The 20,340-nt window shown below is 32.9% G+C and carries 17 protein-coding genes and 1 tRNA gene; 9 read left to right on the top strand and 9 right to left on the bottom strand.

The window, feature by feature from the left end; translation table 11 throughout:
* Positions 1–42: 42 nt before the first annotated feature.
* The 3 genes from ACMDB5_RS11045 to ACMDB5_RS11035 all read right to left on the bottom strand — a co-directional run bounded on the left by ACMDB5_RS11045 (position 43) and on the right by ACMDB5_RS11035 (position 2,859).
* Positions 43–1,185, bottom strand: a complete 1,143-nt coding sequence (locus tag ACMDB5_RS11045; protein ID WP_413998311.1) for a helix-turn-helix domain-containing protein — start codon at positions 1,183–1,185, stop codon at positions 43–45.
* A gap of 411 nt (positions 1,186–1,596) precedes the next feature.
* A complete protein-coding gene (locus ACMDB5_RS11040) occupies positions 1,597–2,292 on the bottom strand; it encodes a pseudouridine synthase (protein ID WP_413998310.1) in 696 nt (231 codons plus the stop codon).
* A 489-nt stretch (positions 2,293–2,781) separates the two neighbouring features.
* Positions 2,782–2,859, bottom strand: a tRNA-Val gene (locus ACMDB5_RS11035).
* Positions 2,860–3,065: 206 nt separating this feature from the next.
* Here ACMDB5_RS11035 and ACMDB5_RS11030 point away from each other — a divergent pair.
* On the top strand, positions 3,066–4,853 hold the full coding sequence (locus ACMDB5_RS11030) for an ABC transporter ATP-binding protein (RefSeq protein ID WP_413998309.1): 1,788 nt from the start codon (positions 3,066–3,068) through the stop codon (positions 4,851–4,853).
* A 110-nt stretch (positions 4,854–4,963) separates the two neighbouring features.
* On the opposite strand, the gene ACMDB5_RS11025 is transcribed toward ACMDB5_RS11030, so the two are convergent.
* Complete coding sequence (locus ACMDB5_RS11025; protein ID WP_413998308.1) at positions 4,964–6,136, bottom strand: proline dehydrogenase family protein; 1,173 nt, start codon at positions 6,134–6,136, stop codon at positions 4,964–4,966.
* A 92-nt stretch (positions 6,137–6,228) separates the two neighbouring features.
* Between ACMDB5_RS11025 and aroB the strand changes: the two genes are divergently transcribed.
* The 6 genes from aroB to ACMDB5_RS10995 all read left to right on the top strand — a co-directional run bounded on the left by aroB (position 6,229) and on the right by ACMDB5_RS10995 (position 13,120).
* On the top strand, positions 6,229–7,296 hold the full coding sequence (gene aroB, locus ACMDB5_RS11020; RefSeq protein ID WP_413998307.1) for a 3-dehydroquinate synthase: 1,068 nt from the start codon (positions 6,229–6,231) through the stop codon (positions 7,294–7,296).
* Positions 7,297–7,587: 291 nt separating this feature from the next.
* Positions 7,588–8,985 (top strand): arginine decarboxylase, encoded by a 1,398-nt coding sequence (locus tag ACMDB5_RS11015; protein WP_413998306.1) that lies wholly within the window; start codon positions 7,588–7,590, stop codon positions 8,983–8,985.
* 99 nt (positions 8,986–9,084) lie between these two features.
* A complete protein-coding gene (locus ACMDB5_RS11010) occupies positions 9,085–10,056 on the top strand; it encodes a deoxyhypusine synthase family protein (RefSeq protein ID WP_413998305.1) in 972 nt (323 codons plus the stop codon).
* Positions 10,057–10,066: 10 nt separating this feature from the next.
* Positions 10,067–10,432, top strand: a complete 366-nt coding sequence (locus ACMDB5_RS11005; RefSeq protein WP_413998304.1) for a DNA primase — start codon at positions 10,067–10,069, stop codon at positions 10,430–10,432.
* A 94-nt stretch (positions 10,433–10,526) separates the two neighbouring features.
* Positions 10,527–12,641 (top strand): DNA helicase RecQ, encoded by a 2,115-nt coding sequence (gene recQ / locus ACMDB5_RS11000; protein WP_413998303.1) that lies wholly within the window; start codon positions 10,527–10,529, stop codon positions 12,639–12,641.
* A gap of 5 nt (positions 12,642–12,646) precedes the next feature.
* Positions 12,647–13,120, top strand: a complete 474-nt coding sequence (locus tag ACMDB5_RS10995) for a DNA-deoxyinosine glycosylase (protein WP_413998302.1) — start codon at positions 12,647–12,649, stop codon at positions 13,118–13,120.
* A 5-nt stretch (positions 13,121–13,125) separates the two neighbouring features.
* Here the strand turns inward: ACMDB5_RS10995 and ACMDB5_RS10990 are convergent, their stop codons facing one another.
* The 4 genes from ACMDB5_RS10990 to ACMDB5_RS10975 form a co-directional block, all read right to left on the bottom strand.
* Positions 13,126–13,641: a DinB family protein gene (locus tag ACMDB5_RS10990; protein WP_413998301.1), complete on the bottom strand. Its 516-nt coding sequence runs from the start codon at positions 13,639–13,641 to the stop codon at positions 13,126–13,128.
* Between the two features lie 10 nt (positions 13,642–13,651).
* Positions 13,652–16,237: a phosphoenolpyruvate carboxylase gene (locus tag ACMDB5_RS10985; protein WP_413998300.1), complete on the bottom strand. Its 2,586-nt coding sequence runs from the start codon at positions 16,235–16,237 to the stop codon at positions 13,652–13,654.
* Between the two features lie 97 nt (positions 16,238–16,334).
* On the bottom strand, positions 16,335–16,814 hold the full coding sequence (locus tag ACMDB5_RS10980; protein WP_072943262.1) for an Lrp/AsnC family transcriptional regulator: 480 nt from the start codon (positions 16,812–16,814) through the stop codon (positions 16,335–16,337).
* A 77-nt stretch (positions 16,815–16,891) separates the two neighbouring features.
* Complete coding sequence (locus ACMDB5_RS10975) at positions 16,892–18,046, bottom strand: M14 metallopeptidase family protein (protein WP_413998299.1); 1,155 nt, start codon at positions 18,044–18,046, stop codon at positions 16,892–16,894.
* Positions 18,047–18,356: 310 nt separating this feature from the next.
* Between ACMDB5_RS10975 and ACMDB5_RS10970 the strand changes: the two genes are divergently transcribed.
* Positions 18,357–18,827, top strand: a complete 471-nt coding sequence (locus tag ACMDB5_RS10970) for a helix-turn-helix domain-containing protein (protein WP_413998298.1) — start codon at positions 18,357–18,359, stop codon at positions 18,825–18,827.
* Positions 18,828–18,887: 60 nt separating this feature from the next.
* Here the strand turns inward: ACMDB5_RS10970 and ACMDB5_RS10965 are convergent, their stop codons facing one another.
* Positions 18,888–19,439 (bottom strand): 1-acyl-sn-glycerol-3-phosphate acyltransferase, encoded by a 552-nt coding sequence (locus tag ACMDB5_RS10965; RefSeq protein ID WP_413998297.1) that lies wholly within the window; start codon positions 19,437–19,439, stop codon positions 18,888–18,890.
* Between the two features lie 62 nt (positions 19,440–19,501).
* Between ACMDB5_RS10965 and ACMDB5_RS10960 the strand changes: the two genes are divergently transcribed.
* Positions 19,502–20,167: a spermidine synthase gene (locus tag ACMDB5_RS10960; protein ID WP_413998296.1), complete on the top strand. Its 666-nt coding sequence runs from the start codon at positions 19,502–19,504 to the stop codon at positions 20,165–20,167.
* Positions 20,168–20,340 lie beyond the last annotated feature (173 nt).

Here is a 20,340-nt window from a genome sequence, read left to right as displayed (position 1 = left end):
TTTTAAAAGATAGAAGTATGACTTTTTACAAATAGCTTATAATTAGCTATTTCTATAAGCAGTTGGCGTTAGATCTGTATATTTTTTGAATGAAGTATTAAAAGATGATTTGGAGTTAAAACCAACTTCATACAAGATTTCTAAAATCGTCAGACTATTTTTAGTCTTATTTTTCAAAATCCCCATTGCTTTTTGAATGCGATATTCATTCACAAAATCAAAAAAGTGCTGATTCATATGATGATTAATCAAAACCGATAAATCGCGAACAGGCATATTAATTTGATTTGAAAGCTGCTGAATGCTAAGTGAAGGATCCAGATAGGGTTCTTCATTAGCCATATATTTTTTTAATGTTTCGATTTGAGAATTAATAACTGGATCCTGACTGTTTTTGGATTCCGTTAAGTTCAAATTAGCTTTAGGAAGAATATCTTTCGTTAATTCTAATTTGGAATCGATTCCTCTAAAAAGTTCAGGATAATTCAGTGCTTTTAAAACAAACCAAAAGGTTATACATAAAGCAATAATTCCTACTAATACATTTGCCGAAAGAAACAGATCGCTGTAAGTAGTATATCTTAATAAATTTTTGCTAACTACAAAAACATGGGAGACTAAAAAAGCAATTGTCATTTGTAATAGCCATTTATAGGTCGAGGTACTGGCGTTAGCATAATTTTCAAGATATATTTCTCTATATTTTTTTAAAACCAGCAACACACTTATGATGTAAAAAAGATACTGAACTTCAATTAAAATCCGAAAAAAATACAATTCTGGCATTCTCCTATGAATCTCAAAAATAAGTTCTTTATCTATGCCTGTAGCCAAATAAAATCGAGGGGTTAAGACTAAATTTACCACTATAAAAGGAATTGTGTGTAGTAAATGTTTAGGCTTTAATTGAAAATCACTATAACAAATTGATAAAGCGTAAAGGTAGAATAAAGGCATAATTAACAGACATGTTGTCCATCTGAAAATCTCTAAATCTAGGTTGCTAATTATGAAATCATAAATAAAAAAACCACCAAGATCAACGGCTGTTAATATAAGAAAAGTGGCAAATAGCCTGTTTGCTTGTTTATTACCTGTTTTTACAGACAATAAGAAAAAAGCAAGTAGCAGCGAAACAGAAACACCAATTGCGGCTATAATATTTAAAAACACCAATCTATCCATTTCTGTTTTTTCTTCAAAAATAGTATTTAATTGGAATCCAATTCAAAAATTGTAGGAAAATATAAGGCATAAAAAAACTCCTTAATTTCTTAAGGAGTTTCTTTGTTGTTCTTAAGAACTTGTTTATGAACCATTTTCTACAGGATTTGAAGAAGCTTTCTTCGAAATATATTTAAAAACAGAAAAAACAAACATCGCTTAGAGTGTCCTGTTACCGCTACTATAAAAAAATATAAAGAAGCATTTTAATAATATGTATTACTTCCGTGATGTTAAAAAATGATTCATAGTAAAGCTTCTTTTAGTAGTGGGAAGCATTCAAATAGCTAAGCAGTTTTTGAGGATTATTATAGTATTTTAGCATGTGCATCTTAAATTTCAATATAGAACAATAATTTACAAATTATTATTCTATTTATACTTACTCAAATCTAGATTAAGAATAGTACCTACTCTGCTAAACTCTTCATTAATCTTTGCATTCAAGATTAGTTGTTCATTTTTTATTGGATGATTAAAAATTAACTGATGTGCATGAAGCATCATTCCTTTCAGCTCATAATTCTCCAACCATAATTTATTTTGTTTGTTACAACCATGTGGACGACTTCCTAAAATAGGATGAAAAATATGTTTGAAATGTTTCCGTAATTGATGCATACGTCCAGTTTCAGGAATCGCTTCTACCAAACAATATCGCGACGTAGGTTTATTGTTAAATTCTAAGGCAACTTCGGCATTTTGCAAACGATGAAAGTAGGTTATTGCATTTTGTGTAATGTCATCATCATTAGTTAAATCATAATCAATCGTTAGTTCTTCGGGTGACCAACCACGTAAAATTGCTAAATATTTTTTTTCGACTTCACGTGTGGCAAAACGATCATTCATAATTTTCAAAACCTCTTTATCTAACGCAAATAACAAGACGCCAGATGTTTTTCTGTCTAACCGATGAATAGGATAAACGTGTTGCCCAATTTGATTTCTCAATTCTTGAATAGCATACACTTTTGCATCGCGCGCATGAAATGATTTGTGAACCAACAATCCACTTGGTTTATTAATTGCTATAATATATTCGTCTTGGTAAAGAATTTCTAACATTTGGCAAAAATAAAAGAGATTTCGATTAAAATCACTTTTAGGACTTATTTATTTCTATACTTTTCTTTTTTTATTTTAGATCGAAAAATAAAAGATTACCATTGCAAAAACGGTTATTAAAACCCATCCCAATGTTCCGCTCAACGAACAGTTCTAATGAAACGCTGTGCAAATGTCTTGACATAAAATCTGATTATGGAGATACATTAGCGAGACTTTAAGCAGGATATTCAAGTCTTGATACTGATCAAGATGATATTGAAAAATTACTTAATCAGGGGATTGAAAATTTATTTAGAATTCAATCTATGATAATTCTCAATTTGTGGCATGTAGGGATTTGATTGGCTCAATATATCCTGAGAATCTGATATATGATGGAATTGGATTTCGAACCACAAGAATAAATTCAGCTAATCTACTTGATTAACAAGCAATTAGGTTCAAATAAAAAAGAGACAAACCAGAATATTTCTGTTTTGTCTCTTATGGTGGGCGATGAGGGGTTCGAACCCCCGACCCCCTCGGTGTAAACGAGGTGCTCTGAACCAGCTGAGCTAATCGCCCTTTCGGGTTGCAATGTCTTGCGTTATTGCGAGTGCAAATATACAGCTAGATTTTGATTCTGCAAGCATAATTTAAAAATAAATTAATAAAATTTCACATGAAAATCTTTTAACCCTCACAAACAGTATTTTACAAAATACTTCGCCGAGAATGTTTTTTTGTAATGAATCGTTATAGTATTACATTTGCAATATAAACAGCAAATAATGGCAAGGTTCAAAGAAAACGATTTACCAAAATCAAAAATTACAGCAAGTTCTCTCAATAAAGCAAAAATTATTTTTAGATATGCAGGCAATAATACTTGGAAATTCTATGTAGGGCTAATCTTTTTATTACTTACAAGTGTAACCGCATTGGCTTTTCCTAAATTTATGGGAATGCTGGTGGATTGTGTAAATAAAAAAGACGGTCATCTGGCAAATCAGATTGCACTTGGATTGGGATTAGTTCTGGTTTTACAATCTGTTTTTTCATTTTTTAGATTATACTTGTTTGTTAATTTTACCGAAAACACCTTGGCAAATGTTCGATTGGCACTTTATACCAATCTTGTAAAACTGCCGATGACATTTTTTTCACAAAAACGTGTTGGAGAACTAAACAGCCGCATAAGTAATGACATAACCCAAATTCAAGATACCTTAACGACTACAATTGCCGAATTCTTACGTCAGTTTATATTGATTATTGGAAGCTTCATAATGCTAGCCAGCATCAATATTAAGTTGACCATCATGATGGTTTCCGTGGTGCCATTAGTGGGAGTTGCAGCCGTATTTTTTGGTCGATTTATTAGAAAATATTCCAAAAAAGTACAAGATCAAGTAGCCGAAAGTCAGGTTGTCGTTGAAGAAACCATGCAAGGAATAAGCATCGTAAAGGCTTTTGCCAATGAATGGTATGAAATAGCACGTTATAAAGGAAAAATCAAAGAAGTTGTCAAAATAGCTATCAAAGGAGGACAACTTAGGGGCTATTTTGCATCCTTTATAATTATTTGTTTATTCGGAACTATCGTAGCTGTAGTTTGGTATGGCGTACAATTAAGTATTGCAGGCGAAATCACCGTAGGAGAATTATTCACCTTCATTTTATATTCTAGTTATGTAGGTGCTTCTTCAGGCGGGATTGCAGAGTTATATGCCCAAGTTCAAAAAGCAATTGGCGCAACGGAACGTGTTTTTGAATTATTGGACGAAACACCCGAGAAAATTAATGCAACTCAAAATACTACTTCACTTGAAAAAATAAAAGGAAATGTCACCTTCAAAAATGTAGCTTTTAGCTATCCTTCCAGAAAGGAAATCAAAGTTTTGAAAAATGTCAATTTTACCGCTAATTTCGGACAGAAGATTGCCATTGTAGGACCAAGTGGCGTAGGAAAATCAACTATCGCTTCTTTATTACTTCGTTTTTACGATATAGAAGGCGGAGAAATAATAATAGACGGGAAAAGTATTTATGATTTCGACTTGGAAAACCTTCGCGGAAACATGAGCATTGTTCCCCAAGATGTTATTTTATTCGGCGGAACCATCAAAGAGAACATCGCTTATGGAAAACCCGATGCAACAGAAGAAGAAATTCTATTGGCAGCAAAACAAGCCAATGCCTTTAATTTTATCGAAAGCTTTCCTGAAAAATTCGAAACCGTTGTAGGAGAAAGAGGAATTAAATTATCTGGAGGTCAAAGACAACGTATTGCAATTGCTCGTGCATTGCTTAAAAATCCAAGCATATTGATTCTTGATGAAGCGACTTCATCATTAGACAGTGAAAGCGAAAAACTAGTTCAGGAAGCCTTGGAAATTTTAATGGAAGGTAGAACGAGTATTATAATTGCCCACCGACTTTCTACCATTCGCAGTGCCGATCAAATTTTGGTTCTTGATAATGGCGAAATCACAGAGCAGGGAACCCATCAGGAATTAATAGCTCTGGAAAACGGAATCTATAAAAACCTAAGTAACTTACAGTTTAGTAATTCTTGATCCTCTCCCCGACACTCTTCAAAAGAGGAAACCATTAAAAAATATCTCATAAAAAAACTCCAATTTTACAATTGGAGTTTTTTTTGTTATTGAAATTTCAAACTTAGAATTTAAGACTTCCCTTTTCTTCTATTTCTTTCTGTTTTTATCAATGTCAATTCACGATTGGTTTGTCCTGCTACCGAAGTGTTTTCTTCTGCACGACGAATCAAATAAGGCATAACGTCTTTTACAGGGCCAAACGGCAAATATTTAGCTACATTGTAACCATTAGCCGCCAGATTATAACTGATATTGTCGCTCATTCCGTATAATTGACCAAACCAAATCCTTTCATCATTTGCTTTTATAGCTTTCTTTTCCATCAAGTCCATCAAATTATAAGTACTTAATTCGTTATGGGTACCCGCAAAAATGGCCATTTTATCTAAATGCTCAACCATATAAAGCACCGCTGCATCATAATTAACATCAGTAGCTTCCTTTGTAGAACAAATAGGAGATTCATATCCTTTTTCCTCCGCTCTTACATTTTCTTTTTCCATGTAAGCGCCTCGCACTAATTTCATTCCGATATAAAACCCTTCTTCCTTAGCCTGTGCATGCAATTTTTTCAAATAATCCAATCGATCCCAACGGTACATTTGAAGGGTATTAAATACAATCGCTTTTTCCTTATTGTATTTTCGCATCATTTCAGTAACCAAATCATCGGCTGCGTCTTGCATCCAACTTTCTTCGGCATCAATAAGTAAGGCAACATTCTTTTTATGTGCTTCACTGCATATCAAATCAAAACGAGCCACTACTCTATTCCACTCTTCTTGTTCGCTAGAAGTCAAAGTTTGTTTTTCACCTATCTTATCATATAATTCAAATCTTCCAAGTCCTGTTGGTTTAAAAACAGCAAATGGAATTGCTTGGCGCTCCTTAGCAAAATCAATTGTTTTTAAGGTCATTTTCAGCGCAGCATCAAACTGATCCTCTTCCTCTTTTCCTTCAACAGAATAATCCAAAACGGAAGAAACTCCTTTGGTGTACATTTTATCAACCACAGAAAGACAATCATTTTCATTTACTCCGCCACAGAAATGATCAAAAACCGTTGCGCGAATTAGTTTTTCTACCGGAAGATGAGCCTTCAAAGCAAAATTTGTAACCGCAGTCCCAATTCGAACCAAAGGTTGATTGGCAATCATTTTAAAAAGAAAGTATGCCCTGTCAAGTTCTGTATCGCTTTTTAAGGAAAAGGCAACCTGTGTATTATTAAATATTTTTTCCATTATTTGTGAAATTTTTGTACAAATATAAACAGAGTTTCGAATATTGTTTAGCAAAAATTACCTTATTTTGCACTTTCAATTAATACAAAAAAATGCAAACGATTCAAGCCAATAATTACCCGATCTATTTCAACGAAAAAGGATATGTAGCCCTAAACCTTCATTTACAAGAGAATAAATATTCTAATTTGTTTATCATTGTAGACAGCAACACCAATGAATTTTGCTTACCACAATTTCTACCTTATTTAGAAACGGATTTGACTATAGAAATAATCGAATTTGAGGCAGGAGAAGAAAATAAAAACATCGAAACCTGTGTTGAAATTTGGAATGTATTGACTGAACTTGGCGCTGACAGAAAAAGCCTTGTCATCAACCTTGGCGGTGGCGTAGTTACTGATTTAGGCGGATTCGTGGCTTCTACTTTTAAACGAGGTGTTAACTTTATACATATTCCTACCACATTATTATCGATGGTTGACGCTTCAGTAGGTGGAAAAAACGGTGTGGATTTAGGGAATTTAAAAAATCAAATTGGTGTTATCAATGTTCCTAAAATGGTTCTTATTGACACTCATTACCTAGAAACCGTTCCGCAAAACGAAATGCGTTCCGGTCTTGCCGAAATGTTGAAACATGGTTTGATATACGATAAAGCATATTGGGAACAATTTTTAGATCTAAAGGCTGTTGATTTTGCCGATTTCGATGAATTGATATACCGCTCTGTTGTAATCAAAAATGAAATCGTTACCCAGGATCCTACAGAAAAGAATATCCGAAAATCATTAAATTTTGGTCATACCCTAGGTCATGCAATCGAAAGCTACTTTTTAGAAAATAAAGACAAGACAACCTTACTACATGGCGAAGCTATTGCTGCGGGAATGATTTTGGAAAGTTATATTTCTTTGCATAAAAAATTAATCAAAGAAGAAGAGTTTTTACAAATAAAGACTACGATAAAGTCCATCTTTGATGACATCACATTTAACGATAATGACATCGATCCGATACTTGAATTACTCATTCATGATAAAAAAAATGAGTACGGTACTATTCAGTTTGCTTTAATACAAGGTATTGGTAAAATAAAAATAGACCAATCAGTTGAAAATGAATTGATTATCAATGCGTTTGATGATTATAAATCTTAATTATTTTTTTCAAAAAGGATTGCATTACGTATATTTTATTTTTTACATTTGCCGCAATGAAAAATAATCAAAATCAACGAAAATTCCGCACTAATGCGAACAGAAACAATAGGTCTTTTTTAAGATTATTGAAACGTTTCTATTCCATTAAGGGCAACTTTAGTTTTGATTTATTTCAATATTTAAAATTAGATCCTGAGGAACTTCAGATTATATACGCCAATATTAGAGTTTGAATTTTAGTTTGCTTTATTTTTTTCAATTAAATCAATCTAAAATCCTAAAACTAAAATGAACACAAAATATTCTGACTTAATAAATCAAACTTATTATTTCCCACAAGAAGAATTCACTTTAAACAAAGACAACCTTCAGTTTCATAATATTGATTTGATGAAACTGGTTGAAAAATACGGAACGCCATTAAAGTTCACTTATTTACCTCAGATTTCAAATAACATCAACAAAGCCAAAAGCTGGTTTCGTAAATCGATGGAAAAAAACAAATACGAGGCAAAATACTATTATTGCTATTGTACCAAAAGCTCTCATTTTGAATTCATTATGAATGAAGCTTTTAAGAACAATATCCACATTGAAACTTCTTCTGCTTTTGACATTAATATTGTAGAAAATTTAATGACAAACGGGAAAATCAACAAAAGCACTTATATTATATGTAATGGTTTTAAAAGAGACCAATACATAGAAAATATTGCCCGCTTGATTAATAATGGTCATAAGAATACCATTCCGATTATTGACAATTACGAAGAACTAGATTTATTGCAAGCAGAAATCAAAGGCAAGTTCAAAATTGGAATTCGTATTGCAGCCGAAGAAGAACCTAAATTTGAATTTTATACTTCAAGATTAGGGATTGGTTACAAGAACATCGTTAACTTTTACAAAAAACAAATTCAAGAAAATAACAACCTTGAATTAAAAATGCTGCATTTTTTCATCAATACAGGAATAAATGACACTTCTTATTATTGGAATGAATTAGTAAAATGTATCAAAGTTTACATCGCTCTTAAAAAAGAATGTCCTAGTCTAGATGGTTTGAATATTGGAGGTGGTTTTCCAATCAAAAATTCATTGGCTTTTGAATACGATTACCAATACATGATTGACGAAATTATCAATCAAATAAAAATTGCTTGTGACGAAGCCGAAGTTGATGTGCCAAACATTTTTACTGAATTTGGTTCATTTACTGTAGGAGAAAGCGGTGGAGCGATTTACCAAATTTTATATCAAAAACAACAAAACGACAGGGAAAAATGGAACATGATCGATTCTTCTTTCATTACCACACTTCCTGATACTTGGGCAATAAACAAACGTTTTATCATGCTTGCCGTAAACCGTTGGAATGATACTTACGAAAGAGTATTATTAGGAGGTTTAACTTGTGATAGTGATGACTATTACAATTCTGAGCAAAATATGAATGCCATATATTTGCCAAAATACAATAAAGAGAAACCATTATACATTGGTTTTTTCAACACAGGAGCTTATCAGGAAACCATTGGAGGATACGGTGGTCTGCACCACTGCTTGATTCCGCAACCAAAACATATTTTGATTGACAGAGACGAAAATGGCATTCTGGCAACGGAAGTATTTTCAGAACAACAAACATCAGATGACGTTTTAAAAATATTAGGTTACAATAAATAAAAAATAATTAAATTACAAGTATTAGCCAATTTTAAAAATTGATTATATTTGAATCCCCCGATTCAACATATTGATTTTTAAATATTTAAATCCAACAAAATGAGTAAAGGACCTATCAGTCAGTTTATTGAAAAGCATTATTTACATTTCAATTCTGCATCTTTAGTTGATGCTGCAAAAGCATATGAAGAACAATTAGCCAGTGGTGCCAAAATGATGGTGAGTATGGCTGGAGCAATGAGTACAGCTGAAATTGGAAAGATTTTTGCCGAAATAATCCGTCAGGATAAAGTTCATATTATTTCTTGTACAGGTGCAAACCTTGAAGAAGACATCATGAACTTAGTGGCTCACTCTCACTATGAAAGAGTTCCAAATTACCGTGATTTGACTCCACAGGACGAATGGGATTTAATGGAAAGAGGATTAAACCGTGTTACAGATACCTGTATTCCGGAGCATGAAGCATTCCGTCGTTTGCAAAAACACATCTACAAAATCTGGAAAGATGCTGATGATAAAGGAGAAAGATATTTCCCTCATGAATTCATGTACAAAATGTTGCTTTCAGGCGTTCTTGAAGAATATTATGAAATTGACTTAAAAGATAGCTGGATGTATGCTGCAGCTGAGAAAAATTTACCTATAATTGTACCAGGATGGGAAGATAGTACCATGGGTAATATCTTTGCTTCTTATGTAATAAAAGGAGATTTGAAGGCTTCTACAATGAAATCAGGTATTGAATACATGATTTACTTGTCAGATTGGTATCCAAAAAACAGTGCCAATGGTGTAGGTTTCTTCCAAATTGGTGGTGGTATTGCTGGAGATTTCCCAATTTGTGTTGTACCAATGTTGTACCAAGATATGGAAATGCATGATGTACCATTTTGGAGCTATTTCTGTCAAATTTCAGATTCAACAACTAGTTATGGTTCTTATTCCGGAGCAGTTCCAAATGAAAAAATCACTTGGGGTAAATTAGATATCAAAACTCCAAAGTTTATTATCGAATCTGATGCTACAATTGTAGCACCTTTAATTTTTGCTTATTTATTAGATTTATAATACCATTTTTATGAAAAGAGTTATTGTTGAGTATGCCAAACTAACAAATGAAATTTTAAACTTACTAGTTGAAAAATTTCCTGACGGATATGATGATGAGGATATAATCCGTTTTAGAAATGCTAAAAACGAATTAGTTGAAGCTGTTGAAGTGCGTACTGAAGACACTATTTACCTAGTGAAAGTAAGTACTAAACTTGCTGATCGTATAGAAAACTTTGATGAAGATGATGAAATCGATGACGTTATCGAACCGATTGCACCAATGAAAGCACTTGGCATGGACGATGATTTGGACGACGATGACGACGAAGAGGAAGAAAATCTTGACAGACCAGACACGGATGATGAAGACGAAGATGAGGAAGACGATTAATCCCATTAAAATACAAAAGGAACTCCAAAAGAGTTCCTTTTTTTAGTTCAACTACTTTTGATTCTGTCTAAAAGAACACAATTAATACGCTATAATGATTGCTTCCCAAATATTACACGAAACACTTAAAATAAATTTTGGTTTTGAAAAATTCAGACCCAATCAGGAAAATATCATAAATACTATTTTATCAGGTCAGGACACCCTGGCAATTATGCCTACGGGTGGCGGAAAATCGATTTGTTTTCAATTACCAGCTTTGCTATTTCCCGGAATTACCGTTGTCATTTCTCCTTTAATTGCCTTGATGAAAGATCAAGTTGACAGCTTGAGAGCCAACGGAATTCAAGCCTGTTTCATCAACAGCAGCCAGAGTGATGCAGAACAGCAATTAAATATTCAGAATCTAATAGAAAATAAAGTCAAACTGGTTTATATAGCTCCAGAAAGTTTATCCTATTTAGAAAATGCATTCAGCCAAATTACCCTAAGCCTTATTGCCATCGATGAAGCCCATTGCATTTCGTCATGGGGGCATGACTTTCGACCGGCATATACTAACTTAGGTTATCTAAAAAACCGCTTCCCTTCTACTCCAATCTTAGCTTTAACTGCGACAGCCGATAAGGCTACACGCAAGGATATTAGCTCACAGTTAAACTTAAAAAATCCGAAACAATTTATATCGTCTTTCGATAGAAAAAACCTAAGTTTAGAAGTTCGTCCGGCATTGGACAGAGTCAAACAAATCATAGATTTTATAAAAGAGAAACCAAATGAATCCGGAATTATTTACTGCCTAAGCAGAAAAAACACCGAAGAACTTGCTGAGAAACTTCAGAAAATCGGCATAAATGCGAAAGCTTATCATGCCGGCTTAGACAATACAGTTCGCTCCAAAACACAGGATGAATTCATCAACGATGATTGCCAAGTGGTTTGTGCCACCATTGCATTTGGAATGGGGATTGACAAATCAAATGTACGCTGGGTAATTCATTATAATTTACCCAAAAACATTGAAGGCTATTATCAGGAAATCGGACGTGCCGGCAGGGATGGTCTTCCTTCAGAAACCATTTTATTCGAAAGTTATGGCGATGTGATTCAATTGCAAAAATTTGCCTCTCAAGGTTTAAATACCGAAGTGCAGCTTGCCAAACTCGAAAGAATGAAGCAATATGCCGATGCCTTGAGTTGTCGCAGAAAAATATTACTATCCTATTTTGGAGAATTGGTCACTGAAAATTGTGGTAATTGTGATATTTGCAAAAATCCTCCCGCTTTTTTTGACGGTACGGTTGTAGCGCAAAAAGCACTATCTGCAATTATGCGTTTAAAAGAATCGGAGCCATTGCCGGTGATTGTGGATTTTCTGAGAGGTTCAAAAAATGCCTACATTTTCGAAAAAGAATATCAAAATCTGAAAACCTATGCTGTGGGCAGCGATATTTCTTGGCATGATTGGAACCAATACATCATCCAATTGATCAACCAGGGACTTTGCGAAATTGCTTTTCATCAACAAAATAAAATAAGACTAACTCCACTAGCACATGAAGTATTATTTCAAGGAGAAAAAGTACAACTCACCACCGTTCCAAAAATTAATATCGAAAAAACAGCTCTTAAGGAATTAAAAAGCAAAGCTATTTCCAATTCTCTTTTTGAAACCCTAAAAAAATTGCGTTATGAAATTTCCAAAGAGGAAGCTGTTCCCGCTTATGTGATTTTCAGTGATGCCGCTTTGCGCCAAATGGAAATCAACAGACCCATGAGCGAAGAGGAATTAATTAGCATTGACGGGGTTGGACGAGCGAAATTAGAAAAATATGGAGATGAATTTATAAAGGCAATCATTGCTTTTCAAAAAAACAAGCCAGTCAAACAAAAAAAGGAAGCAAGCACCTATAAAGAAACCCTGCAGTTATTCGAGAATGGTTTAACTCCTGAAGAAATTGCTTCAAAAAGAAAATTAAGTCTAGGAACCATTATGTCGCACTTGGCCAAATTATATCTGGATGGCGCAGCTATCGATTTGTACCAATTTGTCTCTAAAGCCGAAGTTGATCTAATTGCCAAGGCACGAATAAAACTCGAAAACCCAAATGTATTAAAACCTTATTTTGATTATCTTGATGAAAAAATAGCTTACGACAAAATAAGATTGGCTTTGGCAATTATCGAAAAAGAAAACAGCACAAATTAATACAAATGATAACTTCGTTCCCTTATTTTGTAAATTCCCAAACAGAAATTTTAATTTTAGGAACGATGCCTGGGATTGCCTCTCTAGAAAAACAGGAATATTATGCTCATCCAAGAAATCATTTTTGGAAAATAATCTATACCTTATTTGATAAATTACCCATTTCTGAGGTTTTTGAGGAAAAAATAAAAGTATTACAAGCCAACAAAATTGGAGTATGGGATGTTTTGGAAAATTGCGAAAGAAAAGGAAGTTTGGATATTCACATCAAAAACTACAAGGAAAATGATTTTGAAACGCTGCTTAAGGAATTTCCACGAATCACAAAAATCATTTTTAACGGAAAAGAGAGCCATCGCTATTTTATTAAAAAATTCGGACAAATAGAAGGCATTACTTACTATGTAATGCCTTCAACAAGTCCTGCTAATACTATGTCTTTTGAAAAAAAACTGGAAATTTGGTCCAATTGTTTTTAAATAATTTACAAATATCTTTCTTGAAAAATCTTCTGGTGATGCTTTTGGTGACCAATAATAATAAAGCCAATAGCGCGAACAGAAACTGCATTATCCGAAGCTAGTCCGATTCTTTTTAATTGTTCCTCCGAAAAACTTTTGAAAAGAGCCAACGTAGATTGTCTCACAACAGCCATCTCGGTCAGCAATTCCTGGAGTTTTCTCTTATTAGCATTGGCATTATCTACATAAAGATTTTCCTCAAAACCCGGCAAAGGTGTTTTATCATTTCTAGAAATCCGCAAAGCGCGATAACTAAATACGCGTTCCGCATCAATAAGATGCTGAATAATATCTTTTATCGTCCATTTTCCTTCGGCATAACGATAATCAAATTTATCCATCGGAATATTTTGTACAAATCGGATAAAATCGTGCAGACAAATTTCTAATTCCTCAATTAAGTCTACATTATCCAAAACCTGAATATAACCCGAATAATATTGGGCGTATTCATTAACCGGCAATTGATTTGATTTCATATCTTCATTTTTAAGCTGAGTTTCTACTTGCGTTTGTATTCCCAAAAAGAGAACGCATCACAATTTTTTCGTAAACTTTTATTAAGTTCTCATCAGGTGTTTTTTCTTTGTTTAGCTCATTAATTCTCAATAAAGCATATTGCTGTATTGTCAACAACGGCAATACAATATGTTCTCTTACTTGAATGGATGCTTTACCATCAGGATAATTTTCCATAAGTTCAGTATGCCCCGCAATTTTCAATAACAATCTTTTTGTTTCTAAAAATTCGTCATAAATAATTTGCCAAAATGCTCCAAACTCAGGATCTTTTTTCATGTAAGCCGTCAATGGAAAAAATGATTTTGCCAAAGACATCATACTGTTTTCCAACAGTGTTTTGAAAAACATAGAATTATCATATAAATTCTGAACCTTATCCCATTGTCCGCAGTCTTCAAAATGTTTTAAGGCGGAACCAACTCCAAAAAATCCCGGTACATTTTGCTTCAATTGACTCCATGAACCAACAAAAGGAATAGCTCTCAAATCCTTGAAATCTAATTTTTCCGACTTACTTCTTTTAGATGGTCGGCTTCCAATGTTAGTTTTCGCATAATATTTCAAAGTACTCATCTGCTCCAGATAAGGAATGAATTTTGGATGATTCTTGAAATTCAAATATTTTTGATATCCTAATTCTGATAATTGACCCAAAACCTCCTTATCATCGCTTGATAATTTATTCTGATCTTTATTAAACACCTGATTTGTAACACCAGCGCTCAATAAATTCTCCAAATTATAGCGACAAGAATCCAATGTTCCAAAGTTAGAACTTATCGTTTGTCCTTGTACCGTTATCTGAATTTCATTATTTTCGATTTTTGGACCTAAAGAAGCGTAAAACTTATGTGTTTTTCCGCCACCACGAGCCGGAGGCCCACCACGACCGTCAAAGAAAATAACTTTTATTCCGTACTTTCTAGATATTGCCGTAAGCTCTTCTTTCGCTTTGTAAATACTCCAATTTGCCATCAAATATCCGCCGTCTTTTGTTCCGTCCGAAAAACCTAGCATAATTGTCTGCTTCATTCCTCTATTGACTAAATGATTCGCATAAACAGGATTGCTGTACAATTGTTCCATAGCGTTATGTGCATTCAACAAATCATCAACCGATTCAAACAAAGGCACTACATCAACTGTTGGATTTTCCCAATCACTCAAACGAATAAGCGCAAAAGTTTCCATTACATTGAGTGCATTTTCGTTATTGCTTATTATGTAACGATTTGCCCCTAACTCACCATTTTTCTCTTGAATAAGCTTTATCGCTTGAATCGACTCAATAGTCAGTCGAGTCATTTCATTTTGAAAATCATCAGGATTTAAAGCGCCTTTAGCACTTGATAAAACCTTGAATTTTTCTTCTTCACTCAATTCATAATAATTCTCAGGAAAAACAGATTCGCCTGATTTTAGATAAAAATCAAAAATATCTTTAAACACAGCGTCATGAATTTTGCTATTCTGACGAATATCTAAGGTCGCAAAATGAAAACCAAACAAATTAACTTTGATAAGAAGCGCTTCCAACTCATCTAAATAAAGCGATTGATGCACTTCGATTAAAATCGTTTTTATCTCATTAAGTTTCAATTTAAACTCTTCTAAAGTAATATAAATCTCTCCGCGAGAATAAAACACCGACCTGTAAAGCTTATATTCAAGTTCAACAATCAAAGCATCTACTCCTGAGAACGTTAACTTTCTTTTTAAATTTCTAATATCAATATAGTAACACTTTAAAATTGAAGTTCTCAAACGTTCAGCCACCTTTAATGTGATATCAGTTGTCACAAAAGGATTCCCGTCACGATCACCACCCGGCCAAAAACCAAGCTTAATTAATGAATTTTGAATTGAATCTCCGTTAAAAATATTCTTCTGAAGATATTGAACCATATCTCCCGAAGTGTTATAAAACACATTTTCGAGGTACCAAATTAAGCTGACCGCCTCATCAAATGGATTTGGTTTTTCGCTTTTGATAAAAGGTGTTTTTCCTAACTGAGCCAAAAGCTGTTTAATACTAAATAGATTGTTTTCTCTTATCGCTTCTGTTAAATCGTTGATGATACCCAATACTGCGCCAGGATAAAACTGAGTTGGATGAGCCGTTAAAACAGTTCTAACATTGAAATTTTCAAGAAAATCAATCAACTCTTCTCTCTTGTCTAGAGCATCCGTTTTTTCTTTAATATCCCTCAAAGATCCTCTTCCCTCCATGTTATTAACAACCGGAAAAGCCGCATCTTCAACCGCATCAAATAAAACAATTTGACGTTCGATATACTGAATAAAACGAAACATTAAGTCTATTTTATCAGCCTCATTAGAGCTGTGCAAATATTTTTCAGAGAAAAATTCTACAATTTCCTTAGGTGTTTTTTGTTTTTTGAAGCCATTTTCACAAACATCTGTAAACAAAGGAAGTAAAACACCTGTATTATCTATAGCGTCAAATGGCAAAGTAATAAAAACACTATTATAAATATTATATTTAGAAAGAACGTTTTGATTAAAGCGCTCTATTTTAGGAAGGGTATACATAATTTGATTATAGTTGGGTTGGTTAGTTAATAATTTTACAAAAAAATAACCCCAAGAACTAACTTGAGGTTATATAAAAATATAGCGTTCAAGAATATTACATGTTCTTAAATATGGTATGCATCAAACGCTTTTTATCATTAATACTTTCTTCTAATGAAATCATAGTTTCAGTTCTATATACTCCATCAATATCATCAATCATAAAAATGACATCCTTTGCATGCTTTGTATCTTTTGCTCTAATCTTGCAAAAAATATTAAACTTTCCTGTAGTTACAGAGGCTACAGTTACAAAAGGAATCTCATTAATTCGCTCTAAAACAAACTTTGTTTGAGAAGTATTATTAAGAAAAACACCAACGTAAGCTATAAAAGAATACCCTAATTTATCGTAATCAAGCACCAAAGAGGATCCCATTATGATTCCGGCATCTTCCATTTTTTTTACCCTAACATGCACAGTTCCTGCAGAAATCAATAATTTCTTTGCAATATCCGTAAACGGAACTCTTGTGTTATCTATCAACATATCTAAGATCTGGTGATCTACTTCATCTAAACGGAACTTACTCATAATTTCTTAATTAATATTATTATTTACCAAAACAAAGTGTAAAATTATGCATAAAAATGATAAAAAAACCAAAATCATTAATTATTTAGCAATCCGTTAACAAATTTAACGTCATTATCTAAATAAAAATCGGTTTTTTGATTTAGAATTGGAGCTTTACCATACCTTGCTTCAAAATGTGCTCCTTTGGCATCGTATTCAAAATGACCAAAACAACCCTTCAATTCCCCAATCTCTACAATATATGCATTGAAACAAATTTTGCCTTCAATTAACTCTTCTTTGTATTGTGAAGCAAAATTCGTAATTTTTTCAATACCATCATAATTTATATTGATATTTTTATATATAAAATCATAAAAAACGATATTATTTTGAGGAATATTCAGATAATCATCAATTCTATTGCTAACTATATCGTTTTCGCTAAGTACTGAAAAACTCGAAACCAATGCCATAAATACGTATTTTCGAGTCTCTTCTCTCTGATAATCCTTTTGAAAATGCCCTGCTTCAAACAAAATGGTAGGCACTCCAAAATATTGAAAAGTATCACCAATACAATTAATATTAAAAGAATCATCAAATCGCCCTATTTGCCCCGGAATATACTGCTGCAACACCTCATTCATAGCCGCTATGAGATTAATCGCCTTCAATCTACACTCATTTACCTCTCTTGCATCATTATAAGAAGGAGCTAAAAAAGACAAAGTAGCAGGCTTCCCGGTATCAGCAACTCCAAAAATAGTGCGTTGATCATGTAGATTATAGCAATAATCCGGCTTAAAGGATTCAAAAGTTTCTCGCAACACCTTGCTTTCAGGCTGTGTAAGGTCTTGCGAATCGCGGTTTAAATCTACTTTATTCGCATTTTCACGGGTATACAAACGCGATCCATCCGGATTTAGCATCGGAATACAACAAAAAGTAAATCCATTTAACAGCTTTTCTGCAAAAACCGAACCATTATTCAAGACATTTAAGAAATCAAATAGTGCTTTTGTGGTCGTGCTTTCGTTTCCATGCATTTGTGACCAAAGAAATATTTTGATTTTTCCGCTTCCAATTTGATATTTATAAATCGGTTCTCCTAGTACTGATTTGCCGATTACCGTAAGTTGATTATCTGTGTTTAATCTTCTTAATAAGGGTTCTATCGCATCTAAAGTAAGGTACCTTCCCTCAATAGATTGCTCTTTATTTTCAATGAATAATTGCTCTAAATTCATGCTGTTTGTTTAATTTACAAAAGTAAACATCTTTATTTTTACATTTGTAAACAATAAAAAACCAACGAATATTAGAATTGTAAACAGTATCGACTAGATGCTTATCCATAAAAGTTTCCCTGCAAATAACAAATGTTACCTAATTATAAAATATAATTTATACAACTCATTATCAATAATTTACATTTGCTTATATACTATATTGCTTTATATAAAACGGAGCCTATTTCACTATTTACAGTTGTAATTTTGTTATTTAACTTTCTTTTAATTACATTTGTAAACTAACTTTTTTAAACCGCGATTTACAATGGTAAACATCGAAGATTTTATCAAACGTTTGGAAATTATACTCGATTATTATGGTCTAAATGCTTCTGCATTTGCTGATAAAATTGGCGTACAGCGTTCTAGTTTGTCCCATCTTTTATCTGGCAGGAACAAACCTAGTTTAGACTTTATTCTTAAAATTTTGGATGTTTTTCCGGATGTAGATTTATATTGGATTTTGAATGGCAAAGGTTCATTTCCAAAAACCATCGAAGCGTTTCAAAGTCAAGAAAACAAAATTGTCGAATTTACAAAACCGGATGTCCCTACTCCAACCGATACTTCCTTAATCCCGGAGGATTTATTTTCGGAGGTAAATAAACCAAATATCAGAAACAACGAAATTGCAAAAAATATAGCAATTCAAAATGCGGTCGATAATTCGGATGAAATAGAAAAAATTGTATTCTTTTACAAAAACGGAACTTTTAAGGTATTTACACCAAATTAAAAAGCAGTTCCTTTTCAAATAAAAAAGAACTGCTTTTATAATTTTAAATTTTCTAAAAAATTAATCTTTGAATCCCTTTTCGGGAATTTTGCCTTTTACACCTATATAGTGCTTTTTCAAAAGAATCATATCTTCTTCAATATTTCCAGATGGAAATAATAATTCTCCGAATTTCACTTCTTTTTTACCAAAATCGAAAGCAACAGGGATAATAGGCACTTTTGCTTTTAAAGCAATATAATAAAAACCAGTTTTGAGTTGATCTACTTTTTTACGTGTCCCTTCGGGAGCAACTGCAAGACGAAAGATTTCTTTTCGATTAAAAATTTCAGCAATTGAATCTACTTTATTCAATCCACCAGAACGATCCAGTGGCTCTCCTCCCATATATCTAAAGTAAAATCCAAGCGGAAAGCGGAATAATTCTTTCTTGCCTACCCAATTCATTTCTAATCCTAAGATTCCTCGGGTAAAAATTCCCAAATAAAAATCATGTGCGCTAGTATGCGGCATTACCATCAATACGCATTTTTTGATTTCTGGATCTATCGTTCCAACAATTTTCCAGCCCATAAGTCTGAAAAATATCCATTTATAAATTTGTTTCTTCATTGTTTGCCAATTTAGCGCAAAATAAATAATTTAAAACTTATTTTTGATAAAAACCAGTAAAGATGATCAATAAAATACTGAGCTACCTCATTCCTATAAATATTCATACTGTAAAATCCACTATAAACAAATCTATTGAAGTTACTTGGGCAAACGGGGAATTAGTTATGGATTCAGAAAACGCCAATTATTCCTACGGCAGCTTGCAACGCATTTTAAGATTCGGATTAAAGAATATAGGCTTCGATAAAATCGCAGCCATGGAAGATATTCTAGTTCTTGGAGTCGCCGGAGGAAGCGTTATAAAAACATTAGTAGATGAAATAAAATTTGATGGAAAAATTACAGGAGTTGAAATTGACTCCGAAATCATCCAATTGGCAAATAAATATTTCAACTTGAATGAAATTCCACAACTCGAGATTGTTATCGATGATGCATTTGAATTTGTTTTGAAAACCAAAGAAAAATACGATTTAATCATTATTGACATCTTTCAAGATACCACAATGCCTAATTTTTTATTTGAATCTTTTTTTATTAATCGCATTTGCTTTCTTTTAAAAAGTAAAGGTTTTGTGCTTTTCAATACTATGCTTTTGAACGAGGAACAAAATTTAAGAAACCTAAAATTCATATCCGAATTCAGCCCTGTAGATTATAAGATCAAATCGATTCCCCGAGTTGAAAAACACAATGAACTGATTGTGGTTGAGAAATTAGTTTAACGGATTTTTTCAAAGTTTAAAACTTTAAATTTCGTAATTTAGATAGACTCGAAAAGGATTTAGTGTTGCATCTTCATTCTCTATAGAATATAACTATTTTACTCTCTAACAACACAAGGCAAATTTTTAGTTAGCACACAATCTTTATTATTTTTGTTTTTTATAATCTTGTT

This window comes from Flavobacterium sp. W1B, from assembly GCF_047344965.1.
In the GTDB taxonomy this organism is placed as follows: Bacteria; Bacteroidota; Bacteroidia; order Flavobacteriales; family Flavobacteriaceae; genus Flavobacterium.
Note: the sequence above shows the minus strand (reverse complement) of the source record. Positions and strands in the feature narration are given on the sequence as shown.